This window comes from Actinoplanes sp. NPDC026619, assembly GCF_040638295.1.
Taxonomy (GTDB): domain Bacteria; phylum Actinomycetota; class Actinomycetes; order Mycobacteriales; family Micromonosporaceae; genus Actinoplanes.
This window is the reverse complement of sequence record NZ_JBEZYA010000023.1, coordinates 151,662-176,875: the sequence shown is the minus strand read 5'-3', so window position 1 is coordinate 176,875 and position 25,214 is coordinate 151,662. Positions and strand designations below refer to the sequence as shown.

22 protein-coding genes and 1 pseudogene are annotated in these 25,214 nt (G+C 70.3%); 12 read left to right on the top strand and 11 right to left on the bottom strand.

Annotated elements, in window-relative coordinates; translation table 11 throughout:
- Positions 1–59 precede the first annotated feature (59 nt).
- Together AB0E90_RS38615 and AB0E90_RS38610 are read right to left on the bottom strand one after the other, a co-directional pair.
- Positions 60–251 (bottom strand): hypothetical protein, encoded by a 192-nt coding sequence (locus AB0E90_RS38615; protein ID WP_360416934.1) that lies wholly within the window; start codon positions 249–251, stop codon positions 60–62.
- Between the two features lie 122 nt (positions 252–373).
- Complete coding sequence (locus AB0E90_RS38610) at positions 374–778, bottom strand: hypothetical protein (RefSeq protein WP_360416932.1); 405 nt, start codon at positions 776–778, stop codon at positions 374–376.
- Positions 779–1,146: 368 nt separating this feature from the next.
- Here AB0E90_RS38610 and AB0E90_RS38605 point away from each other — a divergent pair, with 368 nt between their 5' ends.
- A complete protein-coding gene (locus tag AB0E90_RS38605) occupies positions 1,147–2,124 on the top strand; it encodes a hypothetical protein (protein WP_360416930.1) in 978 nt (325 codons plus the stop codon).
- Between the two features lie 102 nt (positions 2,125–2,226).
- Positions 2,227–2,766, top strand: a pseudogene (locus AB0E90_RS38600) (NADP-dependent oxidoreductase); the annotation flags it as partial.
- A 498-nt stretch (positions 2,767–3,264) separates the two neighbouring features.
- On the opposite strand, the gene AB0E90_RS38595 reads toward AB0E90_RS38600, so the two are convergent.
- Positions 3,265–4,419 carry an acyl-CoA dehydrogenase family protein gene (locus tag AB0E90_RS38595; protein WP_360416928.1) on the bottom strand — a complete coding sequence of 385 codons (1,155 nt, stop codon included), beginning with the start codon at positions 4,417–4,419 and terminating at the stop codon, positions 3,265–3,267.
- 89 nt (positions 4,420–4,508) lie between these two features.
- On the opposite strand from AB0E90_RS38595, the gene AB0E90_RS38590 reads away from it, so the two are divergent.
- Together AB0E90_RS38590 and AB0E90_RS38585 are read left to right on the top strand one after the other, a co-directional pair.
- Positions 4,509–5,876, top strand: coding sequence for a UDP-glucose/GDP-mannose dehydrogenase family protein (locus tag AB0E90_RS38590; protein ID WP_360416926.1), 1,368 nt, complete (start codon positions 4,509–4,511; stop codon positions 5,874–5,876).
- Positions 5,877–6,021: 145 nt separating this feature from the next.
- Positions 6,022–11,256: a hypothetical protein gene (locus AB0E90_RS38585; RefSeq protein ID WP_360416924.1), complete on the top strand. Its 5,235-nt coding sequence runs from the start codon at positions 6,022–6,024 to the stop codon at positions 11,254–11,256.
- Here the strand turns inward: AB0E90_RS38585 and AB0E90_RS38580 are convergent.
- Positions 11,253–12,830, bottom strand: a complete 1,578-nt coding sequence (locus AB0E90_RS38580) for a diguanylate cyclase (RefSeq protein ID WP_360416922.1) — start codon at positions 12,828–12,830, stop codon at positions 11,253–11,255. The two genes, AB0E90_RS38585 and AB0E90_RS38580, sit on opposite strands and share 4 nt — an antisense overlap.
- Before the next feature lie 78 nt (positions 12,831–12,908).
- Entirely contained in the window at positions 12,909–14,087 is a 1,179-nt protein-coding gene (locus AB0E90_RS38575; RefSeq protein ID WP_360416920.1) for an oxygenase MpaB family protein, read from the bottom strand.
- Between the two features lie 274 nt (positions 14,088–14,361).
- Between AB0E90_RS38575 and AB0E90_RS38570 the strand changes: the two genes are divergently transcribed.
- The 7 genes from AB0E90_RS38570 to AB0E90_RS38540 all read left to right on the top strand — a co-directional run bounded on the left by AB0E90_RS38570 (position 14,362) and on the right by AB0E90_RS38540 (position 19,567).
- Positions 14,362–15,177, top strand: coding sequence for an SAM-dependent methyltransferase (locus AB0E90_RS38570; RefSeq protein WP_360416918.1), 816 nt, complete (start codon positions 14,362–14,364; stop codon positions 15,175–15,177).
- Positions 15,178–15,366: 189 nt separating this feature from the next.
- Positions 15,367–17,016 carry a bifunctional diguanylate cyclase/phosphodiesterase gene (locus AB0E90_RS38565; RefSeq protein ID WP_360416916.1) on the top strand — a complete coding sequence of 550 codons (1,650 nt, stop codon included), beginning with the start codon at positions 15,367–15,369 and terminating at the stop codon, positions 17,014–17,016.
- Between the two features lie 59 nt (positions 17,017–17,075).
- The gene (locus AB0E90_RS38560; protein WP_360416913.1) at positions 17,076–17,462 is read left to right on the top strand and encodes a YbaB/EbfC family nucleoid-associated protein; all 387 of its coding nucleotides are present in this window, start codon (positions 17,076–17,078) and stop codon (positions 17,460–17,462) included.
- On the top strand, positions 17,455–17,766 hold the full coding sequence (locus AB0E90_RS38555) for a type VII secretion target (RefSeq protein ID WP_360416911.1): 312 nt from the start codon (positions 17,455–17,457) through the stop codon (positions 17,764–17,766). The genes AB0E90_RS38560 and AB0E90_RS38555 overlap by 8 nt, the downstream gene beginning before the upstream one ends.
- Complete coding sequence (locus AB0E90_RS38550; RefSeq protein WP_360416909.1) at positions 17,766–18,461, top strand: hypothetical protein; 696 nt, start codon at positions 17,766–17,768, stop codon at positions 18,459–18,461. The genes AB0E90_RS38555 and AB0E90_RS38550 overlap by 1 nt, the downstream gene beginning before the upstream one ends.
- A gap of 247 nt (positions 18,462–18,708) precedes the next feature.
- The gene (locus AB0E90_RS38545; protein ID WP_360416954.1) at positions 18,709–19,104 is read left to right on the top strand and encodes a hypothetical protein; all 396 of its coding nucleotides are present in this window, start codon (positions 18,709–18,711) and stop codon (positions 19,102–19,104) included.
- Positions 19,105–19,117: 13 nt separating this feature from the next.
- Complete coding sequence (locus tag AB0E90_RS38540; protein WP_360416907.1) at positions 19,118–19,567, top strand: SitI3 family protein; 450 nt, start codon at positions 19,118–19,120, stop codon at positions 19,565–19,567.
- A 1-nt stretch (position 19,568) separates the two neighbouring features.
- On the opposite strand, the gene AB0E90_RS38535 is transcribed toward AB0E90_RS38540, so the two are convergent.
- From AB0E90_RS38535 to AB0E90_RS38515, 5 genes are all read right to left on the bottom strand, one after another.
- Entirely contained in the window at positions 19,569–20,036 is a 468-nt protein-coding gene (locus AB0E90_RS38535; RefSeq protein WP_360416952.1) for a substrate-binding domain-containing protein, read from the bottom strand.
- A gap of 177 nt (positions 20,037–20,213) precedes the next feature.
- A complete protein-coding gene (locus AB0E90_RS38530) occupies positions 20,214–20,411 on the bottom strand; it encodes a hypothetical protein (protein WP_360416905.1) in 198 nt (65 codons plus the stop codon).
- An 85-nt stretch (positions 20,412–20,496) separates the two neighbouring features.
- The gene (lexA, locus tag AB0E90_RS38525; protein WP_360416903.1) at positions 20,497–21,129 is read right to left on the bottom strand and encodes a transcriptional repressor LexA; all 633 of its coding nucleotides are present in this window, start codon (positions 21,127–21,129) and stop codon (positions 20,497–20,499) included.
- 81 nt (positions 21,130–21,210) lie between these two features.
- Positions 21,211–22,329: a sugar phosphate nucleotidyltransferase gene (locus AB0E90_RS38520; RefSeq protein ID WP_360416901.1), complete on the bottom strand. Its 1,119-nt coding sequence runs from the start codon at positions 22,327–22,329 to the stop codon at positions 21,211–21,213.
- Between the two features lie 34 nt (positions 22,330–22,363).
- Positions 22,364–23,512 carry a glycosyltransferase family 1 protein gene (locus tag AB0E90_RS38515; protein WP_360416899.1) on the bottom strand — a complete coding sequence of 383 codons (1,149 nt, stop codon included), beginning with the start codon at positions 23,510–23,512 and terminating at the stop codon, positions 22,364–22,366.
- A 160-nt stretch (positions 23,513–23,672) separates the two neighbouring features.
- On the opposite strand from AB0E90_RS38515, the gene AB0E90_RS38510 reads away from it, so the two are divergent.
- On the top strand, positions 23,673–24,398 hold the full coding sequence (locus tag AB0E90_RS38510) for a TIGR03089 family protein (RefSeq protein ID WP_360416897.1): 726 nt from the start codon (positions 23,673–23,675) through the stop codon (positions 24,396–24,398).
- Position 24,399: 1 nt separating this feature from the next.
- Here AB0E90_RS38510 and AB0E90_RS38505 read toward each other — a convergent pair whose 3' ends face one another.
- Positions 24,400–25,128: a glycoside hydrolase family 64 protein gene (locus AB0E90_RS38505; protein ID WP_360416895.1), complete on the bottom strand. Its 729-nt coding sequence runs from the start codon at positions 25,126–25,128 to the stop codon at positions 24,400–24,402.
- Between the last annotated feature and the right edge of the window lie 86 nt (positions 25,129–25,214).

Here is a 25,214-nt window from a genome sequence, read left to right as displayed (position 1 = left end):
CGGCTCACCCCGATCGAATTTGAGACAATCAACAGGCACGCCACCGCGGCCTGAACCACTCAACCCCGCGAGTCAACCAAACCCGGGGCAGTCCCGTCGATACGAGACTGCCCGTCGGTAGCTCGGGCGCGTAGCAGAAGCTGGCTATGACTGACGGTGAACGCCCACACCGAGAAGTCACGCTCGGACCGGAAGATCTCCTGCCCGGGGATGAACTGGCTGTCCTGGTTGAGCCACGCCTCGATCTGCACCCCGACATGATCCAGCCGCGATCGATGTCTCGCATCCCCGCCCGCGGTGCCCCGTTCGTCCCAGCTCCTGAGCAAGGTGCGCAAGCACCATCAGCGGCAAAAGAGTATGGGTGATCTTGGCGTCAGTCCCAGTAGTTAAATAGGCCCTCGCCCAGGGTCTGCGGTAGCCAGTAGCGCACGTCGTGTCGGCTGATTGATGGCCACTTCGCAATGTCGATCGGACCTTCCAACTCTGCAGCGGTCAGCATCCGGAATCCCGGCGCCGGTGCCAGAGCGTTCGCCAGGTCGGGAGAGTCGACGAAGGCCAGCGGACCCGACTCACGAACTGGCGTGAACTCGATGACGCGAGGAACGGCAAGTGGCAGAAGCGTGGTGGAGCGGATGCAGACCACGGCGATGGTTCGATCTCGGTAGGCAATGATCGCTTGGTGAAAGTTCGGGGTCGGCCCATCGCTGATCCGGAATTCGATCACCTCGCCGCCGGTTTGTCGCGCGGCCTCGTAGCAGGCGCGGCAGAACGCCTTCAAGTCCGTTACGACGGGCAACCCTACGTGCCGCGCTCCAGGCAGGACACCTACGGCGTTCGAAACAACGCCCGCGCTTCGTCGCTAGGTCCGATACTCATGCCGGCCCTCAACTTCGCCGCTTCGCACTCTTGATCGCGCCGGCGGGCGCTGTACCCGCAACCGCTCGTCGGCCCGCCACGCCAGCGAAGCGAGCCGCCGATGCACACCATTGGGCCGGCGAGCATTATCTGCAGCAGAACAGTTCGGCATCCAGTTACGGGATGATGTCACCAATCCGTCAACGTTTGAAGGCCCGCGATGACACATCGGTCTTCGGTGCTGTGTCAAACTGACTTGCTGGAGCAAGCAGAAGTGCCTAAGGGGACTCCATGGCTGGATCTGGAGATCATTCCGACGCTCTCGCCGCCACTGACGGCCTGTCCGCGACGGCGTCGTTCGGAACTTGGCTCGATGAATTCGATCCGGCAACCGTGCAGCTGAATGGTTGGATTGGACGATCAATTGCATGGGCATACCAACATCGGAGGGCCGAATCGAGTTGGCTGAAGATCCTAGCCCTGGCGATATTGCATTTGAGATATCTCTTTGTCGAGCGGCCGACCATTGAGACATTACGCTCAGCCAGAGCGGTTCCGGAAAGATCGCCCTCTGTAGATCAACTCATCCAGGGTGCGTTGGAGAAGACTCAGGCGGCGTCGGCATCGTCGGCGGATTCCGACTCGCCAAGCTCGAACGACGTTGGCGACACCAAGTCAACCTACGTTGGCGAACGATCGCCACAACTTGAGTTGCACGTCAACGACCGCCTCCCCGAGCCGAAGCCGACCGGCATGAATAGCGCTCGCTTGGACGTCGATGCTTCGGCTACGTATGGTACGTCCGCGTCTGACGCCGGCAGGCCAACTCTGACCAAAGACCAGGGCGCTACGTTTCTTGAGCGTCTACAGTCGGATGTGGCCGATGCTGCGCGGCTGGCTCAGCGCGACGCAGAGACTTTACGACGCCGCGAGACCGTCGTATTCCGTGCGATGCTGGGCGCAGGAATATCCACCTTCGCCCTCGTCGTACTCGGGGTGATGCTGGCGTTAGCCGGATTGGTCGCGGTCGCGGTAATTTCTGCCGCAGTCGCCATCCTGCCGGGCACAGGCACGGCCATCTTCCGAAACGTAGGCGCCGCGCTTCGAGAACAGCGCAGTGAGAGAAGCAGAGCTGCCGCCGACGATAAGCGCGTCCTCCAGGCCGTACACGCCGCCATGGCAATCCCGGAGGTAGCCGCTAGAAACGCCGCGCTATCGAGCCTCGCCGAGAACTTCGCGAAACGGGCGATGGAGAAGGCAGAGCAATGACCGACGCACTCACATCGGCAGATCCGGACGGTGCCGTTTCTCGGATGGTGACATTGTGTAGGCGATGTTGCTTTCGCGCGCGCCCGAGGAGAGAGGCACGCGCTGAGCGCAGCCCTGTTCACCTGGTTCGGCGGACCCGAGGTCCTGGAGACAGCCGATCTCCTCGAGCCGTATCCGGGGCATGGGGAGGTCCAGGTCGTCGTCCGTGCCGCGGGTATCGGCCTGAGTGACTGGAAGAAGCAGCAGGGGCTGACGGACCAGGAACTGTCGCAAACCTTGGGCATGAAGCAACCGGAGTCGTTCGGCCAGCTCGGCACCGACGTGTTGGTCAGTGACCGCGTGTGCGGCGCCGGCGCGGGCCCAGGCCGAGCCAGCGGTGCCGTCGTTCTACGCGCCGATTCCCCCGCCACTCGACTTCGTCTCGGCCGCCGGGCTTCCGCCGCCGAGACCGCGATCCGCGCGCCCGACCAGCGCCGCAGCCCAGCTCGCTGTGGCCCGCAGTGCCCGCGTCATCGGCACTCCCGCCAACCAGAACTACGCGCGCCCCCTCGGCGCCGGCCCGGTCGCCTACGGCGAGGCCTTGCCGACCGGGTGCGGGCGCTGGCGCCCGATGGCGTCGACTTCACGCTCGACGTCGCCGGCCGGGCCAAACAGCCGGCCGGGCCAAACAGCCGGCCGGGGCCAGCAAGCATGGCGCCATCGCTACATAGAGTGACGGTTGTGACAACTCCAGAGCCATTGCGGTCGGTTTTCTCGTCACCGTCATCCGCGGAGCCTCACCGGCTCGTCAGGGCCACGCGGAACGACAGTCGGCGGGGCAGCCTGATGCCCACCTTCATCGCTACAGTTGCATCGAGCGATTGGCGCACCCAGGTTTACCCAGGATGACAACCGAAAGTATCCCTGGTGGACTTCGATCCGTCCCGGCTCTCGCACGCGCAGTAACCAGTTCGCAATCCGGCAACATTGGCCTGAGCTGGGAAAATGGCGCATGTGACGCACCGGAGTGCCCTACCGCATCCGCGTGATTCATCGATAGCTGCCTCGCTCGTAGGTCGCGGACATCTACGAATCCCGGACGCAAAGAACAGGGTCGACTGTCGATGGTCAACCCTGCTCTGACCTGCGGAAAATTGCCTTTCAGTCCTTCAGGAGCTGCCGCGCCATCACGATGCGCTGCACCTGGTTCGTACCCTCGTAGATCTGGGTGATCTTGGCGTCGCGCATCATGCGCTCGACCGGGTAGTCGCGCGTGTAGCCGTACCCGCCGAGGATCTGGACCGCGTCCGTGGTGATCTCCATGGCGGCGTCGGAGGCGAAGCATTTCGCCGCCGCGCCGAAGTAGGTCAGGTCGGCGTCGCCGCGCTCGCTCTTGCCGGCCGCCGCGTAGGTCAGCTGGCGGGCCGCCTCGAGCTTCATGCCCATGTCGGCCAGCATGAACTGCAGGCCCTGGAAGTCGGCGATCGGCTTGCCGAACTGCTTGCGCTCCTTGGCGTAGGAGAGGGCGAAGTCGAGTGCGCCCTGGGCGATGCCGAGCGCCTGGGCCGCGATGGTGACCCGGGTGTGGTCGAGCGTCTGCATCGCGGTGGCGAAGCCGGTGCCCTCGTCGCCGATCATCCGGTCGGCCGGGATGCGCACGTTGTCGAAGTAGACCTCGCGGGTCGGCGAGCCCTTGATGCCGAGCTTCTTCTCCGGCGCTCCGAACGAAACGCCCTCATCAGACTTCTCCACGACAAAAGCGGAAATGCCCCGTGATCGAGCGCTGGGATCGGTCACTGCGAAGACCGTGTAGAACTCGGACACGCCTGCGTTGGTGATCCAGCGCTTGACCCCGTTGAGCACCCAGAAATCGCCATCGCGGACCGCCCGGGTGGTCATCGAGGCGGCGTCCGAGCCGGCCTCGGGCTCGGACAGGCAGTAGGAGAACATTGCCTCGCCGGAGGCGACTTTCGGCAGGTAGCGCTGCTTCAACGACTCGGAAGCCGACAGGATGAGCGGCATCGTGCCGAGCTTGTTGACCGCCGGGATCAGCGAGGACGACGCGCAGGCGCGCGCCACCTCCTCGATCACGATCGCGGTGGCCAGGGCGTCCGCGCCGGCGCCGCCGTATTCGACCGGGATGTGCGGGGCGTGGAAGTCGGACGAGCGGAGGGCGTCGTAGGACGCCTTGGGGAATTCGCCGGTCTCGTCGGCCTCGGCCGCGTTGGGCGCGACCCGCGCATCACAGACCTCGCGCACCGCGGCGCGGATGGTCTCGTGGTCCTCCGGCAGCCGGTAGACATCGAACTCAGACATGACGGTGGCCTTTCACCTCGACGGTTCCCCGCCGCTATGTTACTGACGCGTAGCGCTCGCTCGCCAGGGGCTCGATCGTTGAGTCAAACGTGACACTTCCCCGCCTGGCGTTCCTCGGCACCGGTTACCTGGGCGCCACCTACGCGATCTGCTTCGCCGAGCTCGGCTACGAGGTGCTCGGCGTCGACGTGGACGAGGTCAAGATATCGACGCTGGCGTCCGGGCGGGTGCCGTTCCACGAGCCGGGCCTCGACGATCTGCTGCGCCGCAACCTCGCGAGCGGGCGGCTGCGCTTCGGCACTTCCTACGTCGAGGCCGCCGGCTTCGCCGACGTGCATTTCATCTGCGTCGGCACACCTCAGCGGGCGGACGGCATGAGCGCCGATCTGACGTACGTCGAAAGCGCCGTCACCAATCTCACCCCGCTGTTGCGCCGCCGGGCCTTGATCGTCGGGAAGTCGACCGTGCCGGTCGGCACCGCGACGTGGGTGGAGCAGTTGGTCGCCAAGCACACCGACCCCGAGCTGGGCGTCGAGGTGGCCTGGTCGCCGGAGTTTCTGCAGGAGGGGTACGCGGTCGAGGACGTGCTGCGCCCGAACCGGATCATCGCCGGGATCCGCTCCGACTGGGCGACCGAGGTCTTCCACGCCGCGCACAAGGGCGTCTTCGACCTGGCCGCCACCGAGGACCGCGACGTCCCGCTGGTGGTGACGGATTTCGCGACGGCCGAGCTGGTGAAGGTGGCCGCGAACGCGTTTCTCGCCACCAAGATCAGCTTCATCAACGCGATGGCCGAGGTGTGCGAGGTGGCCGGCGCCGACGTCACCCAGCTGGCCCGCTCGATCGGCTACGACCCCCGGATCGGCAACCGGTTTCTGCAGGCCGGGCTCGGTTTCGGCGGCGGCTGCCTGCCCAAGGACATCCGCGCCTTTCAGGCCCGGGCGCAGGAGCTGGGCGCGGGCGAGGCGCTGCGCTTCCTGCACGAGGTCGACCTGATCAACATCCGGCGGCGGGGCCGGGTGCTCAATCTCGCGGCCGAGCTGCTGGACCGGCCGGTCGGTCCGGCCGGGCCGGACCTCTCCGGGACCCGGGTGGCGGTGCTGGGCGCGGCGTTCAAGCCCAATTCCGATGACGTACGCGACGCGCCGAGTCTCGCCGCCGCGGCGGCACTGGCCGCGGCCGGGGCCGAGGTCCGCGTCTACGACCCGCAGGCCATGGAGAACGCCCGCCGCGCGCAACCCACCCTGACGTACGCCCCGACGATGGCGGCCGCGGTGGACGGCGTCGCCCTTGTGGTGATCGCCACCGAGTGGGCCGAGTTCCGCAACGCCGACCCGGCCGCGCTCGGCGATCTGGTGGCCGCCCGCCGCGTCATCGACGGCCGGAACTGCCTGGATCCGGCCCAGTGGTCCCGCGCCGGATGGACCTACCGGGGGATCGGCCGGCCACCCGCCTAACAACGTCTGCGGCGTTTCGCGCCCGTTTCCATAGATCTCCGCCCTACTGAGCCTGTTCTAATGAGGTGTCGTACCGGCATGCTCTAGTTATCCCTGGCTGGTTATCCCGGGCCGGCCGGGCCGCCGGCGGGGTCGAGGAGGTGCCGTGGCGCAGGCTGGACAGTCCGACAGCTACGACGAGGAGCTGTCCCGGATCGAGGCCTCCATCGCGGAGCTGAAGATCCGCGATATGGCTGCGGCCAAGGAGCGCACGAACATCGCCGCCAAGATCCAGGCGGCTCAGTTCCAGCGCGACATCCTGTCCCACGCCAACCAGCAGGCCAAGGCGAAGAAAGCGGCCAAGCCCCGGCGCACCCGCCGCCGCTCGGCCGAGGAGTTCGCGCCGCCGCCCCCGCCGGGCGGCGCCACCAGCGAGCCCCCGCCGCCCCCGCCCGGCGCCACCCGGGTGGATGACGTGCCGCCGCCCCCGCCGGGCGCCCGCGCGGCCGACGCGCCGCCGCCCCCATCGACCGGCCCTCGCTCGGCGGGCTCCGGCGCCGGCTCCGGCGGCCCCGGCCCGCGGCCCGAGTGGGCTCCACCCGGCTCGGCGCACACCGGCCCGCCCGGCGTCGCGACCGATGGCGTGACCATGCTTCTCGACGATCCGCCGCCGACCGAGCGGATCGGGCCGCCGCCGCGCCGGGTCGGCTTCACCGGCGGCGAGCAGCACATGCAGCACCCGCCCGAGGCGTCCAGCCAGTCGGTGCAGAACATCACGCTCGCGCTGGGCGCGCTGCTGATCGGCGTGGCCGCCGTGGTGTTCGCCGGAGTGGCGGTCAGCAACCCGTTCGCCCGGGCGATGATCCTGGCCATCTTCACCGGCGTCGCGCTGGCCGCGGCGCCCGGCATCGCCCGGCGGGCGCTGAGCTCAACCGCCGAGACGGTGGCCGGCGTCGGCCTGGTGCTGATGCCGATGACCCTGTGGGCGTTGCACGGCAGCGCCCTGGCCGGTGGCGCCGGCACCCCCGCCGCTCTCTACCTCGGCATCACCTTCGCGGTCACCTCGGTGGCCAGCTTCCTCTACGCGACGGCGACGAAACTGAGCGCGCCGAGGTACGCGACGGTCATCGCGCTGCAGCCGGTGCCGCTCCTGCTGGCCTACCCGGCGATCCAGAGCCCGGCCGGCTGGGGCACCGCCCTGACCGTGGTGGCCGTGCTCGACCTGTTGCTGCTCACCACCGTGATCAGCAGTGGCCGGCTGGTGCCGCAGTGGCCGGTGAACCGCCCGGTCGCCGCCGACCGCGAGGGCCTCGCGCCCGGTGACGAGGCCTATGCGGCCGGCGCCGCCGACTTCGTGGCCGGCACCCCGCCGCGCCCCGAGTCGCAGCCCGAGGAACCCGACCTGATCCTCGAGGGGATGACCGGCCGGCGGCGCTGGCGGTGGCTGCCCACCCGGATCTTCCCCGGTCCGCGCCCGGCCGGCGCGCCCGCCGCCGCGACCGTGCCGGTGGCCCCGCCGGCCAGTCCGCCGTCCGCCGACTGGCTGCGCGAGCTCACGTTCGCGCTGCTCTGCGTGGCCAGCGCCGGCGCCCTGCTCTATTCGGCGGTGGCGCTGCTGCAGGCCCGGGTGGTGCCCGACGCGCTGCGGTCCGGCCTGGTGCTGGTGCTCGCCGCGCTCGCCGCCGTGGCCGCCGCGCACCTGCTCGACAACGTGCTGGCCCGCAACATCACCGGCGGCGTGCTGATGCTGGCCGTGATCGGGTCGGCGGCGCGCATCGCCGACGTGGTGTCGCCGCGCTGGACCCTGGTCGTGGCGGCCGCGACGATCGCGGTGATCGGCGCCCTGGTCGCCCTGCTCCCCCCGGCGGTCCGGGCCGGCCCGGAGACCGCGTCGGCCGTCGCCCTGGTGATCATCGGGGTCTTCCTGACGATCGACGGCGTCCGCGCCGCGCTGGCGCCGCTGCAGGCGGCCCGCCCGATCTGGCACGCCGACACCGCGAACTACGCGCACCGCATCTCCGAGGCGGCCGGTGATTCCGGCTGGCTGCTGGCGTTCAGTGCGCTGCTGGTCACGTTCGCCGCCGCCCTCGCCCTGCCGCGCAGCGTGCGGCACGAGGGTGCGGTGATCGGCGTCGCGCTGACCGCGCTGTCGGTGCCCGCCTCGCTGGGTCTGCGCTGGTCGGAGGCGCCGTGGCCGCTGGTGCTGGCCTCGATTGCGATCGGCGCGGCCGGCCTGGCCGCCGGCACCCGCCGGATCGCCGTCACGCACGTGGCCGCGGCCGGCACGGTCGGGTTGTTCGGCGCGGGCGCCGCGCTCAGCGCCTCGTGGCTGACCGCGGCCGTGCTGACCGCCCTGGCCGGGGCGGGCGTGATGATCGCCGTGGCCGCCCGCCAGATCCCGATCCGGCTGTACGCGTGGCTGGTCGGCGACTGGGCCTCAGGCGCCGCCGCACTGGCCCTGCCCGGCGCCGTGGTTACCGCCGCCCTTGCCGTCTCCGACCCCGGCGGCGGGCCGCCGCCCACCGAGTCCGTCACGGTTCCGGCCCTGGCGGTCGGCTTCCTGGCGGTGGCGGCCACGCTCAGCTACGCGGCCGTGTTCCAGGTTGCCCGCCGTGAGATCAGCGTCCCGCTGACCGCGGGCACCGGCCTCGGTGCGGTCGCGCTGGCCCTCGCCGCGCTGTTCGCGCCCGGCGCCACCCCGCCGGACGTGTGGGTGGGCGCGCTGCTGCTGGTCGCGGCGGGCCTGCTGTTCTTCGCCAAGTCGATCGACAACGGCCGGCGCAGCGACCGCTTCCTGGACGGCCCCGACATCGCGGCGGCCGCCGCCACGGTGGCGATCTGCGGCGCCCTGGCCCGGGTGTTCGCCCTGGCGTTCACGAACGCGCCGCTCGCGGTGGCCGGTGTGGTGGTGCTGATCGTCGCGCTCGGTGTGGCCGCGCTGCCCGACGAGTGGCGCCGGGGGCCGGTGCGCGGCCTGGCCGCGGCCGGCATCGTGGTCGGCGCGATCGCCGGTTACCAGGCCCTGGCCGGCGGCCTGAAGGTGCTGGCCCTGCACGGCGACGTGTGGGCGGCCGACCTGAGCCAATACCCGGCGACCGCTCCCGCCGGCGCCTGGCAGGCCCCGTTCACGCTGGTCGTGGTCGCGGCCGCGGCGGTCTTCGCCGCCCCCCGCCCATGGTCGTACGCACTTTCCGCGACCTGCGGCGCCCTCGCCGCCATCGGCACCCCGTTCGCGCTCGGGCTGCCCTGGTGGTCGCCGCTGCTGGTCGGCGGCGCGGTGGCGGTGGCATACGCGATGGCCGCCATCGCCGCGGCCGACCCGCGCGCCGCCCTCTGCCGGGCCGGCGCGGCCGCGGCCGTGCTCCTGCACGCGGCCGGCGCGGGCCTCGCCCGCCCCTGGTCGACGTGCCTGGCGCTGCTGCTCATCGTCATGATCGGCGCGCTGACCGCGGTGATGGCCCGCACTCCGGTGGCGCACTCGACCGCCGGCGAGGACGGCATCCTGCAATCGCGCTTCTGGACCCCGGTGGTGACCGAGGCCGACCTGGCCCGGGACGACACCGGCATGCCCCGGCACCGGGCCCAGATCGGCGGCGCGGCCACCGGCGGCGCCCTGCTCGCGGTGCCCGGCGTGCTGGCCGCGATGGCTGCTGACCAGGGCCACGACGCCCAGGTGGTGCTGACCGCGGCGCTGGCCGCGTCGGCGCTGAGCCTGGCCGTGCTCGCCCTGGCCGGCCGGTACATCCCGCAGTACCTGCCGTGGGCGACGGTCGGCCTGGTGCTCGGCGCGACCGCCACCGCGTTCGCCTCGATCCCGACCCCTTATTCGACGGCGCTGTACGCCGCGGCCGCCGCCCTGATGGGCGTGATGGCCGAGCTGCTGCGCGGCGCGACACCGGCGCCCGGCCTGACGGTCGCGCGGAGCCGGGCCTGGTCCGGCAGCCGTTACGAGACGACCCGGTGGACCAGCCTGCGCCCGAGCGGGCTCAGCGGCCGGTGGCTGGTCGACCCGGCCACCAGCGCGGTGGTGCTGGCCCTGGTTCCCACCGTGCTGGCCCTCTTCTCGATCGCCCCGGCGCTGAAGGCCGCGCTGATCGACCCGCTGCAGCAGATCCGGCACATCTGGGACGGCCCGATCCTGGCCCTCTCCCAGCCCTCGTCGGGTTACGTGGACGCCACCAGCGTCCTGGCCATCGTGCTGCTGACCGGCGCCTCGGCCCTGGCCGCGGCGGGCTTCGGGAGCAAGTCGTCCGAGGCAGTGCCGGTGATCCTGCCGGGCATCGCGATCACCCTGTTGATCGCCCCGATCGCCCTGCACGTCCCGTTCCCCGGGGCGACGACCGCGGCCCTGCTGGTCTTCACCGTCTCGATGCTGGGCCTGGCCCTGACCCCGCCGCCGGCGTCGCGGCGAGCCTCGATGCTGCGCACCGTGCGCAACGTCGTCTTCGTGATCGGCCTGCTGGCCGGCAACGCGGGCCTGGCCGGCAGCCTCGCCCAGCAGCCGATGACCCTGTTCACCCTGGGCAGCGCGGTCGGGGTCGGCCTGGTGGCGGCGCTGGCCGGCCGATCCCAGCCGGCCCGGGTGCTGGGCTGGCTGTTCGCCGCGGTGATGGCCCAGTTCTTCGTCCTGACCGCGGCCATCGCGGCCGGCGTGGACCGTTCCTGGGCGGCCTTCGGCGTCCTGGCGGTGGGCGCTGCCCTGCTCATCATCGAGGCGGTGGTGCCCCGCCTCGGCCTGCCGCAATACCGGGCCGAGGCGACCACGGTCGAGTGGGCGGGCTACACGTCGGCGGTCCTGGCCGGCGCCCTGGCCTACGACGCGCCGGCCCACCTGGCCGCGCTGCTGGCCGCGTGGGGCGCGGTGCTCGGCCTGGCCGGGTCGCGAACCGGCCGCACCACCAACCAGCGCCGCCTGCTGTTCTGGGTGGCGGTCGGCTTCGAGATCGTGGGCTGGTGGATGTTCATCGCCCTGGCCGACGTGGCCCTTCCCGAGGCCTACACCCTTCCGTTCGCCGCGCTGGCCCTGGCGGTCGGCGTGGTGGAGTCGCGCACGCGGTCCGACCTGAGCAGCTGGGCCGCCTACGGCCCGGCGCTGCTGGCCGCGTTCATCCCGACGATCGGCATCGTGATCGCCGGTGACGGCGGCGAGCTGCGCGAGGTTCTGCTCCTGCTGGGGGCCGTGGCCACGCTGATCGTCGGCTCGACCTACCGCCAGCAGGCCCCGGTGGTGGTCGGCGCGCTGGCGACGGTGTTCACCGCCGTCCACTTCGTGACGACGCTGGTCGGCCCGTGGCCGGTGCTGCTGCCGGTCGGCCTGATCCTGCTGATCTTCGGCGCGACGAACGAGAACCGCCGGCGCACCCGGGCCGGCCTGCGGGACGCCCTGGTCCGGCTCCGCTAGCCGGCGGCGGCCGCCACCACGGCCTGCTCCACCCGGTTCCGGCCGTTGGCCTTGGCCGCATAGAGGGCCTGGTCGGCGTCGTCGATCAGGTTGATCGGGCAGCGGTAACCGGCGCTGGTGCTCACCCCGGCGCTGAAGGTCACCGGCACCGCGTGGCCGTTGACCTGCAGCGCCTCGGCCGAGACTTGCTGCCGCAGGCCGTCCACCCAGGCCGCCGCCTCCGCGCCGGTCAACCCGTGCAGGAGCAGGGCGAACTCCTCGCCGCCGTAGCGCGCGGCCAGGTCGCCGGGGCGGAGCGCGCCGCGCAGCCGATGGGCGACGTGGACCAGCACGTCGTCGCCGGTGTTGTGGCCGTGCCGGTCGTTGATCAGCTTGAAGAAGTCGATGTCGAGCAGCACGAACGCGAAGTCGTCGCCGCGCTCCATGGCCGCGTCGAGCTCGGTCATCAGGTGCCGCCGGTTGTGCAGGTCGGTCAGGTAGTCGCGGGCGGCCTGATCGGCGAGAGTGGCGCGCAGCGCCTCGATCGTGGCGAGCTGGGCGCGCAGCTGTTCGTTGACGGCTTCGATCTGCTCGCGCTGGCGCAGCTGCACGGTGATGTCGTGAGCGACCAGGATCGACCCGGACGGTTCGCCCCGGCGGTCGCGCAGCGGGCTCACCTGCACGCTGAAGTCGAGGCCGGAGCCGCGGACGTCACGGATGACGTACTCGCCGATGGCGTGCTCGGGCAGCCGGCTCAGCAGCTGAGCGACCCACTCGTCGTTCCCGCTCTCGACGAGGCCGAGCTCGGTGAGCAGCCGGCCGGCGGCCGGGTTGGCCTCCACCAGGCGCTGCCCGGAGTCGAGGATGAGAACCGGGTCGTCCATGTTCTGGAACACTTCGCGGTGCACGACCGGGGCGAGCGAGAGCGTCGACTGGCGGGCCACCCAGTACATGACCGGGGCGCTCAGCGCGAAGCCGATCGCGGTGAGGTCGATCAGGCGGCCGCCGGCCAGGATGCCGACCAGGTTGACCACCGAGGTCGGCAGCACGCTCAAGACGGCGGCCAGATAACCGCGATAGCGGCCGGTCTGCTGGATGTAGATCCGGAAGATGGTGACCGCCGAGTAGACGATCACGACGTAGCTGTAGACGGTGTGCAGCCAGAACAGCGGCCCGAACTCGGCGGCGAAAGCGCCGTCGATCGCGGTCGGCCGCAGGCGCTCGATGAACAGGTGGTGCCACGGGTTGGTGATCAGGGCCGCGGCGCAGAGCAGGGGTTCGACGGCGAGCAACGCCAGGGTTCGCCGGTCCAGGCGCCAGAAGCGGTTGGTCAGCGAGCGGGCGACCGCCCACCAGCCGATCACCACCAGGAAGACGCCCGGATAGAGCAGCGACATGGCGACGGTCACGACGGTGGGGTCATGGCTGTACAGCGGCACCATCGTGCACAGCGACCACCAGACGGCGCCGGCGCAGAGCGCGGCGATGGCCGCGAACCCCACCGATTCGCGCCGCCGCCGCCACGCGACCGTGGTCAGCACGGCCCCGATGATCATGGCGGTGACGAACAGCGCCGACAGTGCGAGCTTTGCCATCGCCGTCCTTTCCACGGATTCGACCCGAGGTATCGGCGCGGCCGCCGGCATCTTTAGACGTTCAAAGCAATCTTGTTGCTACCCGGGAAGGGTCTCGCCCCACCGGGCGAACTGTGCCCGCGCCTGCCGCTCGCTGCGCGCCAGCAGCAGTCGCCGGCCTCCCGGCAGGCGGCCCAGGCCCTGGCTGACCAGCAGGTTCGCGCCGACCCGGGCCAGGCCGTACCACGGCGGCCGGTAGGAGAGGCCGAGGTCGCGCATCGCGGCCCGGCCCAGCAGCCAGGTGCTGACCGACAGCGCCCGCTCCCGCTCGAAGCGGCGGCGCCAGCGGCCCTCCACCACCTCGTCGGTCATGTGGATCAAGGCCTTGGCCAGGGCCAGCGTGTTGGCGTCGGGCGGCGGGTCGTTCGAGAGGAAGTGGTACAGCAGGCGGCGGCCCTGCCGCTCGGTGCGGGGCAGCCAGGCGTCGTCGACGCCCATCAACCAGCCGACGTACGACCACAGGTGCATCACGGCCTCGGCGTCGGCCTTCGACACGCGTACGCCGAGCAGGCGCAGATGAAGCAGGAAACTGGTGCTGAACACGCCGAGCGTGCTGGCCTGGTCGTACTGGTTGATCGGGATGCCGCGGCCGGCCCAGTCCCAGCCGGGGTCGGCCTCCAGCTGGGAGTTGACCAGGGCGTGCATGACCCGCACGTGGATCGACAGCCGGAAGCCGTCGCCCTCGGTGGTCAGCCCGCCGGAGGCGGTCACCGCGCGCCACCAGATCGTGGTCTCCTTGATGCGGCGCAGCGTCTCGTCACCGGTCAGCCGGCCGGTGCGGACCAGTGGCTCGAGGGCGGCGGCGGTGCGGTAGCCACCCAGCAGCGAGCCGTACGCCAGGACCAGGCCGGCGTCCATGCCGAACGCGCGGCTCGCCTGCGCGCCGCGAGCCAGCAGCCGGTCGTCGACCCAGGCCGGCCGCGTCGTCACGACGTCGAAGAAGGCACGAATCGGCGCGGGCGCCTCCGCGCCGGGCCCGGCAGCGAGCGCCCGATGCAGGTCGCGAATGGCCAGCCCAGGCGTGGCCTGTATAGCTCTGACCAGCGCCGAGGCCGGCTCGTCCCGCCGGATCAGCCCGGCGCGGAGGGCCTCGATCTCCTCCGCGGTCGGCTGAGCGCCCGGCCCGGCAACGATCCGCAACGGGCGGGCTGCTCTCTCGCTCCATCGCTTGTCGGCGGCGAACCGCGTCGGCACTCGCAGGTCCGCGTCGGTGGTCATGCTTCGACGATAAGTCGTGACGCGGCCTTCGGGCTTGACGGATGGGCCTCGTTCGAGCTGCTGATGCGGGGCGAGCCGCCGGGCGAGGGGCGCGAAGCGGCCATGGGTTTCGGTTGACCACTCACGCAGAATGAAGGGCCAGGGCCGGCGAAGCTGGGCCCCGGCCCGGCCTCGGCGGGAGCAGCGTTTCGCACCACCCGCCCAGCTACGACATCAAGCTCTTGATCTTCGGTTTGGGGTTCTCTCGCTCCGATGTGGAGGCTTAGATATCTGAATGGGTGAGTCATATGGCTGGGTGCCGGAGGGTGTGGATATTACGGTTCCGGATGCGTCGCGGGTTTACGACTATGCGCTTGGTGGGGTGCACAACTTCGCGGTGGACCGGGAGTTCTGGCATCGGGCCTCGGCCGCCAATCCCGGGGCGGCGCTGGTGGCGCGTTCCAATCGGGCGTTTCTCGGGCGGGCCGTGCGCTGGCTCGCCGATGCCGGGGTGCGGCAGTTCCTGGACGTCGGATCGGGGATTCCGACGCTCGGGAATGTGCACGAGGTGGCGCAGGAGGCCAATCCGGCGGCCCGGGTGATGTATGTCGACATCGATCCGATCGCGGTGCAGCAGAGCCGCAGTCTGCTTTCCGGAAATCCGTATGCGCGGGCGATCGAGGGCGATCTGCGGGATCCGGAGGGGATTCTCTATCACCCGGATGTGCTGCAGTTGCTGGATTTTGCCGAGCCGGTAGCGGTGCTGACCGTCGCCGTTCTGCATTTCGTGCCGGATGCCGCCGATCCGGTCGGCATTCTGAAGCGACTCGGCGACGCGATGGTGTCGGGCAGCTATCTGGTGATTTCGCATCTCGGGCCGGACGTCACGCCGGAAGGCCGTGAGCTGCAGGAACGGGCTCGGAAGCTGTACGAGAAAACGCCCACACCGGTGGTTATTCGCGATGATTCGGAGATCGCGGCGCTGATCGGGCCGGACCTCGAGGTCGTCGCGCCGGGCGTGGTTCCGGCGACGTCCTGGCACCCGGACCCGGACGAAGCGGACGAGTTGCCGCAGCCGACCGCCCTGGTGGTGGTGGCCCGCAAGCGTTGAGGCTTATGCCGTTTGTCCCACCAATTGCGCGATTGCGGGTTGATCGTCACCCTAAGTCGGCCGTGTTAACGCTCAACCCGGACCAAGCGTGACGATCTTGACAGCTAGCACAGAGGGCTCAGAAGACAAGAATGGTCCGCGGCTCACGTGAATGGGCATAATTCGGCGGCCAAATGGCATGGAGGCGGCATGGGGCATCCGCCGGACCTGTCCGTGCTCGCTCGGGAGTGGCTGCGTGGGGTGACCCGTTTCGGGTTCGTCCCGGGCGTGCGCGCCCGTGCCCGCACGGCCCTGCACGAACTGCTCGAGGAGATCGTGGCGGCGCTGCGCGCCGAGCCGTTCGACCCGGCCGTCGGCCGCCGCATCGGCGCGGAGCTCGTCGACCTGCGGATGTCGGCCCCGCCGGTGATCGGGATGACCGTGCGACTGCTCGCCGAGCGACTGCCCGCCTTTGTGGACACTGACCCGCAACGTGTCCCGGCCCTGCTGGAAGCCCTGGTGACCGGCTTCGTCACCGCCCAGCGCGACGCGGCCGTCCACGCCGCCGAGCAGATGAACCGGTCCGAGAAGATCCACTGGCGGCAGGTGCAGACCGACCTGCAACGCCGGTTGCAGGACGCGCTGCTGCATGACCCGGCCACCGGCCTGCCGAACGAGCAGCACCTGCGCCAGCACCTCGCCGGCCGGTCCGGCCGGGTCGGTCTGTGCCTGCTCGGCATCGACCGCTACCCGGAACTCGCCGACACGCTCGGCCACGACAACGCCGCCAAGCTGCGCACCGCCATCGCGCACCGGCTGGCCGGCGATCACTTCCTGGCCCACGTCGGCGATGACCAGTTCGCCCTGGTCGTGACGACGATCGGCGCCGACGACGTGATCAAGCTGGCCGACCAGTGCCGCCGCGCGCTGCAGTCGCCGTTCCCGCTCGACGGCCACGCGCTGCGCGTCGACGTCACGGCCGGCCTCGTCGAGGAGCGCGCCGCCGGCGTCAACCCCGACCACTGGCTGCGCGACGCCCGCCTCGCGCTCGGCTGGGCCCGGCAGGAGCGCCGCGACCACGCCGTCTTCGAGCCGGGCCGCGCCGAGGCCGACCGCCGCCGGCACCGCCTGGCCGCCGCGCTGCCGTCGGCCCTGGAGAACGGCGAGTTCCTCGCCCACTACCAGCCGCTCTACCGCATCGCCGACCGCGCGATCGTCGGCGTCGAGGCGCTGGCCCGCTGGCAGCGGCCCGGCTCGCTGCTGGGGCCGCCCGACTTCATCACCCTCGCCGAGCACACCGGGATGATCCGCCCGCTCGGCCGCTACCTGCTCGAACAGGCCTGCCACCAGGGCGTCGCGTGGCGCGAGGCCGGCCACGACCTGCTGATCAGCGTCAACCTCTCGCCGCTGCAACTCGGCGAGCCCGGGCTCGCCGCCGACATCGCGGACGTCCTGCACCGCGTCGGCCTGCCGGCCGCCAACCTCCAACTGGAGATCACCGAGAGCGCGGCGCTCGACCAGCGGCACGCGACTCTGCGGCAGCTTGCCGGCCTGGGCGTACGCCTGGCACTCGACGACTTCGGCACCGGCTTCTCGAGCCTGGCGGTGCTGTCGCGGCTGCCGGTGACGAGCGTGAAACTGGCCGCCGAGTTCATCACGGACGCGGGCGCACCGGCCGTGACCGAGGTGCTGCGGCACACGATCGGCCTGTGCCACGCGCTCGGCGCGACCGTCACCGCCGAGGGCATCGAGACCGCCGACCAGGAGCTTCTGCTGCGCGAACTCGGCTGCGACCACGGCCAGGGCTTCCACTTCGGACGGCCGGTCCCGGCCGCCGTCCTCACGGAGCGTCTGGGGTAGACCGCGCTTGGTAAGGTCGGACCATCCACGGTGATCGATCATGAAGTGGGGCGTGGGTGGTGACCGAGGGCCTGCTGGACCCGGACGGCGCGATGGGTTATCTGCGCGACTGGAAGAGCCGCGTCGACCGGATGGCGGCCGACACCCAGGCGATGAGCGACCGGCTGACCTCGATGCGGGTCACCGCCACCGACGACAACAAACTGGCCACCGTCACGATCGACTCGACCGGCGTCCTGGTCGACGTCGAGTTCGCCGAGCGCATCCAGCGGGTCGCACCCGACGCCGTCTCCCGCGCGGTGCTGAGCGCCCTGCGCAGCGCCCGCCTCTCCGCCGCCCGTCTATCCCGGCAGATCGTCGCCGAGACGATCGGCGACGATTCGGTCGCCGGCCGCGCGATCGCCGAACGGATGGAGAAGCAACTGGCCGGGGGCGACCGTGGCTGACGGCTTCACCGCCGACTCGCAGCAACTGCGGGCGCACGCCGCGAAGATCGACGCGATCCAGGCGCGCTTCGCCACGGTCCTCGGCGCGAGCCGCGCCATCGCACAGGACGACGAGGCCTACGGCCGGCTTTGCGGCTGGATCTCGGCGATTCTCGAACGCCGGCACACAAGACAGGACGAACTGATCGCGTACGTCGCGGAAAACCTCCACCTCGCCTCGGAAGCCCTGATCCAGACCGGCGGCGACTACGACCGGGCCGACGACAGCGCCGCCGAGCGCCTCCGCCAGGCGGGCGGCCGCTGATGGCCGGGCTGGTCGCCGAGGCGCACTCCACCCGCACGGCGTGGACCGGCGCGTCACTGGCCGACGGCTTCCAGGGCCTGCACCAGTCGGTGAGCGGTGGCAGCTGGGTCGAGGGCGCACTGGCCGGCGGCGCGTTCGCGACCGAGGCCGCGGCCACCGTGCTCGACCCGTTCAGCGCCCTGCTGTCGAACGGCCTCGGCTGGGCGCTGGAATACTTCGAGCCCCTCCGCGAGATGCTCGACAACCTGGCCGGCATCCCCGACCGCGTGATGGCCCACGCCGAGACGTGGACCAACATGGCGGCCGAGCTCGGCTCGATGGCCACCGACCTGAAGGCGGCGCTGACCTCCGACCTGCCCGACTGGCAGGGCCAGGCAGCAGAGACCTACCAGAGCCTGATGGCCCACAACGTGCAGTCCCTGGACGGCCTGAGCGCCCTGGCCGCGACGATGTCCGCGTCCACGCAGGCCGCCGGCAACCTGGTGCAGTTCACCCGAGACCTGGTCCGCGACCTGATCGCCGACCTGGTGGCCCGAGTGATCGTCTGGGCCGCGGAGTCCCTCCTGGTGGTGACGATCCCGGTGGTGGCCGCCCAGATCATGTCCGCAGTGGTCAAATGGGCCGGCCGAATCCTCGGCTACACAACGTCCTTGGTCACCAGCCTCCGAAACCTGACGCAGCTGGTCGAGGGCTGACCGGGTGCCGCCGAAGGGGCGCGGCCACGGCGGCGAGGGCGAGGAGCCGTCACGCGGGCCGAGACCCCGGCCGTCCGCACGAAGCGTGCGTGCCGGTCACGACGATCTTGGTGAGGAGGCACGGTCAGGGCGACTGGGGCAGCAGACCGATCACCTGACCACACGGACGACGGCAACGGCCGGGGGCGTGCCTTCCGGCCATCGCACCCGCGTCCGGCCAAAGGACGATGCGGACGTTCAGCGTGCCATCGAACTGGAAAACGACGGCGCGACAATCCTGGCCGCAAACGGCTACCAGACACAGCAAAATCCGACCGCTGAGCAGATCGCCCAGGCCCGGCTAGCGACCGGTGATGTCGGTGGCCCCGGGTCGAGGCCGGACTACATCGTCGAAGGACGGGTCTTCGAGTGCTATTCGCCCAAGGCGGCAAAACCTCCTCGCGGCATCCACGGCGAGGTTGTGGACAAAGTCGTCCTGCGGGAACAAACGCAGCGCATCGTGTTGAACCTGACAGACTGGGAGGGCGACATGGCCGCCCTTCGGAAGCAGTTTTACGACTGGCCGATCGAGGGCCTCAAGGAGGTCAAGGCCATCACTCCGGATGGCGATATCGTCCAGATCGACCTACCTCCACCGAGATGATGGGGAGCGCCTCGTGGCGATCGAATACCGGCTGACGCTCGCCGGCAAAACTCCCAGCGCGGTGGTGGCGGAGTGGGCATTTCCGGAGCCGGACGACCGACCCACCGGACCGGGACGGCTACTGACGGCCGCCCTGGACAAGAAATACGGATTCGCCGTCACGGTCGTGGCGAGCCGGAACGGCTATATGGCCGTGGAAACCGACGCCGGCCTGTGGGAGTGGGAACCGGAGTCCTTCGTGTCGGTTACGTTCCGACTCGACAGCGAGGCCGACCGGGAGTTCGCAACCGGCAACGTCTTCCTGGCCGTGCGTCGTGTCCTCAAAGCCGGCGACGAGGACACCACACTCATCTTGAATGGCGACATTTTGCTGTTCGCACGCCTTGACGGTGTTCTCGTCAAGCACCGCCGAGATACGTGGTGGACCCACCATCCGGAAGCCGAGCAGCTGATTCCTGGGTGAGTTACGTGGTGTGGCAGAGCTGGGGGTTGGCCAGTTCGGCGCAGGGGCGGTCGGCGTGGGCGCGGATGATGTCGGCGCCGACCTGGTTGGTCAGGTAGCGCAGGAAGCTGGCCGCCAGTGATTCGGCCGGCGGCTCGCCGTAGGTGTAGCCGAACTCCGTCTCCCAGAACGGGTAGGTGCCGTGATCGGCGTCGGCGACCGTTGCCGCGTGGCCGTTGATCCGGATGGACACGACGCCTTTACGGTTCGCAGCCGCACCGAGTTCGCTGTAACCCATCGCGCCCGGCGTTGCGGCCACCGTGCGTAGCACCGCGTCGGTCGAGTCGCGGGCGCAGCGCACCACGCCCGCCGGTGAGCCGGGGTCCCGAGTCTGGCAGTCGTCGGAGTTGCAGCCGCGCTCGCCGGCCAGGACCCGGCGCTGGAAGGCCGCCCTGGTGCCGGAGCCCGGGTTCCGGCTGATCAGGCGGATCGGCAGGTGGGCTTCTCGCCGTCGGAGAAGGTGATCATGCCGTCGCGGCCGGCTTGATTCACCGCCTGCAGACCCTCGCCGCTGCCCGCATGTCGAAGGCGAACGAAGCGCCGGGGCAGAGGTCCTGATAGGACTTCGCCGCTTCGCGCGCCACCGGCTCGAAGGCGGTCGAGCCGGTCAGGCGAAGGCGGGGTCTTCGAACTTGTGGCCGTCGACCATCAGCTGGGCGAACGGCCCGTCGTGCTCGGTCTTGACCACGTTGCTGGCGGTCGTGTCCAACTGGACGCGATAGCCGAGACGTTTACGGCACTTGACGACGAATTCGTAGAGCGCCGCGATCCCGGGGACGACCACACCCAGGGTCGCGAGCGCCACACTCCACCAGAACTCTATGACCGCATTATTCAGCCGTCAGGAGTCCCTGGTGGACGGTCGAACCGAGGGTTCAGGCAACGTTCATTCAGACTCGGCGCAGGACGCTGACCACCTTGCCGAGGATCACTGCGTCGTTGCCGGGGATCACGTCGTAGGCCGGGTTGCGGGGGACCAGGTCGACGTTGTGGCCGTCGGTGCGCAGGACCTTGACCGTGGCCTCACCGTCGAGCATTGCGGCCACGATGTCGCCGTTGTCGGCGGTCTGCTGCTGGCGGACCACGACGAGGTCGCCGTCGCAGATCGCGGCGTCGATCATCGAGTCGCCCTTGACCCGCAGGGCGAACAGGGTGCCGTGGCCGACCAGGCTCTGTGGGAGGGTCAGCTCCTCCTCGACCTGCTCGTCGGCGAGGATCGGCGCACCGGCCGCGATCGAGCCGACCAGCGGGACGCGGACGTCATTTACCGAGAGGGCTTGCTCCGGCACGGCGGGGTCGGCCGAGCGGATGTCCACCGCGCGTGACCCCCGGGCGTCGCGGCGCAGGTGGCCGCGCTCCTCGAGAACCTGCAGCTGGTGGGCGACGGAGGAGGGTGAGGCCAGACCGACGGCGGCGGCGATCTCGCGCATGGTGGGCGGGTAACCGTGTCGGTCGACCCACTCACGAATCATCGCGAGGATCTGCCGCTGGCGGGTGGTGAGCTCCTGCGTGGGGGAAGCCATGCCGCGACGATACTACATTTCTCGATCATTTGTACTAACGCGGATTACCCAAGAGCACCGGAAGGTGACTCTCGGCAGGGGTCAGATGTAGTTGCTGTGCTCGGTCGAGTCCCGCAGAGCGTCGACCAGCTGTTTGACCTCCTGCGCGCGGTCGCGGGGGCACACCAGCACCGCATCCGGAGTGTCCACGATGACCAGGTCGCGCACGCCCAGCGCGGCGATCAGCCGGCCCTGGGTCGGCACCACGACCAGGTTTTCCGTCTCGCGCAGCAGCACGCCCGACGTGTCGGCGATGTCGCGGCCGACCACGACGTTGCCGGAGTTGTCGGCGGCGAGCACCGCGCCGAGCGTGTGGAAGTCGCCCACGTCGTTCCAGCCGAAGTCACCCGGGATCGTGCCGACCCGGCCGACCGTGGCGGCGCCCTCCATCACGGCGTAGTCGACCGAGATGCGCGGCAGCGTCGGCCACACCTCACCGAGCACCTCCTCGCGCGCCGGCGAGTCCCAGGCCTGGGCGATGCGCGAGATGCCGGCCGCGAGCTGCGGCTGCTGGCGGGCCAGCTCGGCCAGGAACACGTCGACCCGCCAGACGAACATGCCGGCGTTCCACAGGTAGTTGCCGGACTTGACGTAGGTCTCGGCCACGTCGTACGTCGGCTTCTCCTTGAATTCCTGCACGGCCATCACCGGGCCGTCGCCGACGACGCTGCCGCATTCCAGGTAGCCGTAGCCGGTCTCCGGACGCGTCGGCGTGATGCCGAGCGTCATCAGCAGGCCCTGCCGGGCGCCGTCCATCGCGGCCTGGATGACCTGGGTGAACTTGTCCTTGTCGGCGATCAGGTGGTCGGAGGCGAACGCGCCCATGACCGCTTCCGGTTCACGCCGGGCGATCACCGCGGCGGCCAGCGCGATCGCCGCGCAGGAGTCCCGCGGCGACGGCTCGACCAGAACGTTGTCGGCGGGCACCTCGGTGAGCTGGCGGGACACCGCGGCGGCGTGCGCGACCCCGGTCACCACGAACACCCGATCGGCCGACGACAGCTGGTCGAGTCGGTCGACCGTCGCCTGCAGCAGCGACGCGTCGGTGCCGGTCAGCGGGTGGAGGAACTTGGGGTGGCCGGCGCGGGACAGCGGCCAGAGGCGTGTTCCGGTGCCTCCGGCCAGCACGACCCCGTACAGCGCACCCTGTTGTTCAATCATGCTGGCCTCGTTCATGCTGGCAGAGTGTAGTGGCTCAAGCTGCCGCGACACGTTTCCAGGTGGTGACATGCACTTCCGCGCTGGACTCCCAGGTGAACTCCTTGGCGCGGTCGAAACCGGCCTTGGCCAGGGTGATCCGGCGCTGCTCGTCGTGCAGCAGGTCGGCCAGATCGGCGGCGATGCGGTCCGGGTCCTCGGTGGTGTAGGCCACCGCGTCGCCACCCACCTCGGGCAGTGACAGGCGCGGCGTCGTCAGCACCGGGGTGGCGCAGGCCATCGCTTCCAGGATCGGCAGGCCGAAGCCCTCGCCGAACGACGGGTAGCAGGCGACCAGGGCGCCGCCCAGGAAACCGGGCAGATCGGCATAACGCAGGTAACCCGGGCGCAGCAGGCGCAGGTGCGACGGGACCTCGGCCACCGCGCGGTCGATCTCGTCGTCGTGCCCCTGGCCACCGGCCAGCACCAGCGCCGGCGGGTGCGGCCAGTCGGCGACCGCGCGGGCCCAGCCGCGAATCAGGTTGGGCACGTTCTTCCGGGGCTCCTTGGCGCCGAGGAACGCGACATAACCGGCGTCGGTCAGGCCCAGCCGGGCACGGACCCGGGCCTTTTCCTCGTCGCTCGGCGCGTGGAACGCGACCTGGTCGACACCGTGGTAGGCCACGTCGATCCGGGTCGGGTCGGCGTCGAGCAGGCGGATCAACTCGTCGCGGGTCGCCTTGCTCGGCACGATCACCCGGGCCGCGCGCCGCAGAGACGTCTTGATCGCGCTGCGGAAGAAGGTGCGCTTGGTGTTGTCGTAGTGCTCCGGCTCGGTGAAGAACGTCGCGTCGTGCACCGTCACCGTCACCGGGCAGCCGGCCCGCAGCGGGCACGTGTAGAACGGCGAGTGCAGCACCTTGGCGCCCACCTGCTGGGCCAGCAGTGGCAAACCGGTCTGCTCCCAGGCGAGCCGGGCGGGCCGGTGGGCGACCGCGGCCGGGCCGGCGATCACCTCGGCGTCACCGAGCATGCGGCTGTAACGCTCCGCATCCGAACGCTGAGCAACGACCGCCAGATCGACCCTCTCCGGATCGATCCGGCCGAGGGCGCCGAGGAGGCCGTCGACGTATCGGCCGACACCTCCACGGTCAGCGGGAACGCTGGTGGCGTCGACGAGCACTCGCGGGGGGCGACCGGCGGTCACGAGGCAACTCCCAAAGAGGTTGTAATTCAGACCACTGGCAAGCGTACGCCGGGATCGCATCGGGCACGTGACCGCGACACCGCCTGATTCGAAGCGTTTCCCGGAACTTATCGCTAGTTCAGGGTCGGTTACACAGGGTGACTCTCCTATCGTTGGTGCCGTGCAGACCACGATCCCGCAGGCTCTCACCGAAGCGGTTCGCCGCGACCCGACCACGCCCCTGTTGACCTGGTACGACGACGCCACCGGAGACCGGACCGAACTGTCCGGCGCCACCCTCGACAACTGGGTCGCGAAGACCGCCAACCTGCTGATCGACGGACTCGGTCTGGGGGTGGGCGACCACATCGCGGTGTTGCTCCCGCCACATTGGCAAACCGCCGCGATCGTGCTGGGCGCCGCCGCGGCGGGCGTCGCCGCCGACTTGGGCGACGAGCCGCAGCCGGTGGATGCCCTGTTCACGAGCCCGGCACTGGCCGAACGCGCGGCCGGGTGGGCGACCGGCGACCGCTTCATGACCGGCCTGCTGCCGCTCGCCATGCCGCTGCGCGAACTGCCGCCGGGTTTTGTCGACTATGTGACAGAGGTTCGCAACTACGGCGACCATTTCCGCGGCGAGGCGCTGTCCCCCGACGACCGGGCGCTGGCCGGCCCGGTGGAGATGAGCCACCTGGCGGTGATGCGCACCGGCATGGTCCGGGCGTCGGAGTTGGGCTTCGGCGCCGGCGACCGGGTCCTGATCGACACCCGCACCTACTCCGACCCGGCCGACTGGCTCTTCGCCCCGCTGGCGGTGGGCGCCTCGGTGATCCTGTGCGCCAACCTCGACCCGGCCAAGACCGCCGCGAGAGCCGACTCGGAGAAGGCGACCGTCCTGCTGACGTGATCTAAAAACCGACCGCGACCAGCAGGTACTGCGGGTCCTGGTGGGAGACGTACGTCGACTGGGCGTTCACGTCGTCGTACGGGAATCCGTAAGCGCGACCGTCGAGGGCGTTGTCGTGCCAGAACTTCGCGTAGAAGTTGGCCGGGGCGGCCTTGTAGTAGGCGCTCGGGTTGTTCGCCTGGGCGGCGGTCACATGGCGGTTGAGCTGGGCGCATTCGTCAGGCTTGCCGGACAGCGGGCCGGCGCAGCCCAGGATGTCCGAGCTCGACCCGGCGGCGCCGAAATAGCCGGCGTAACGGCCGCCCGGCTTGAACTGCGGGTCGCCGCCGGGGGAGAGGATCTTGTCCAGGCCCTGGGCGAGGTGGTCGAACTCGGCGGGGACCGCGGCCTTGAACCGGGCGAACGTCGCGGCCCGGGACTCGGCGAAGACCTTGCGGCTCTCGCCCACCTCCTGGTCGAAGCCGTCGTGGGCGTGCAGCCGCATGGCGATCTTCAGGACGAAGGCGTCGACCCGCGTGGTGTTGCCGTTGAACTGGTCGGCGCCGACCGTGAACTCGATGAAGTCGTTGTATTTGCCGGTCGGCGAGCCCAGATGGAAATACATCCGGCCGGCCGAGTTCGCCGGCATGTCCAGGTAGGGCTGGTCGGCGATCGAGTGGGTCTGCCCGTTGAACGTCCAGTAGACCTTGCTGTCGGGATAGGCGCCCTTCGTGCGGTTGAGCACCTTCACGGTGAGCACGTTCAACGAATCGCCACGCCCAGCAGCGTCCCGGCCGGAAACGGGCAGGTCAACGTGATGATCGACGCCGCTTGATT

Coding starts and splice junctions, on each gene's coding strand:
- AB0E90_RS38550 (WP_360416909.1), top strand. CDS start 17,766: ATGGCCGGGCTGGTCGCCGAGGCGCACTCCACCCGCACGGCGTGGACC.
- AB0E90_RS38595 (WP_360416928.1), bottom strand. CDS start 4,419: ATGTCTGAGTTCGATGTCTACCGGCTGCCGGAGGACCACGAGACCATC.
- AB0E90_RS38570 (WP_360416918.1), top strand. CDS start 14,362: ATGGGTGAGTCATATGGCTGGGTGCCGGAGGGTGTGGATATTACGGTT.
- AB0E90_RS38520 (WP_360416901.1), bottom strand. CDS start 22,329: ATGATTGAACAACAGGGTGCGCTGTACGGGGTCGTGCTGGCCGGAGGC.
- AB0E90_RS38605 (WP_360416930.1), top strand. CDS start 1,147: ATGGCTGGATCTGGAGATCATTCCGACGCTCTCGCCGCCACTGACGGC.
- AB0E90_RS38580 (WP_360416922.1), bottom strand. CDS start 12,830: ATGGCAAAGCTCGCACTGTCGGCGCTGTTCGTCACCGCCATGATCATC.
- lexA (WP_360416903.1), bottom strand. CDS start 21,129: ATGGCTTCCCCCACGCAGGAGCTCACCACCCGCCAGCGGCAGATCCTC.
- AB0E90_RS38565 (WP_360416916.1), top strand. CDS start 15,367: ATGGGGCATCCGCCGGACCTGTCCGTGCTCGCTCGGGAGTGGCTGCGT.
- AB0E90_RS38575 (WP_360416920.1), bottom strand. CDS start 14,087: ATGACCACCGACGCGGACCTGCGAGTGCCGACGCGGTTCGCCGCCGAC.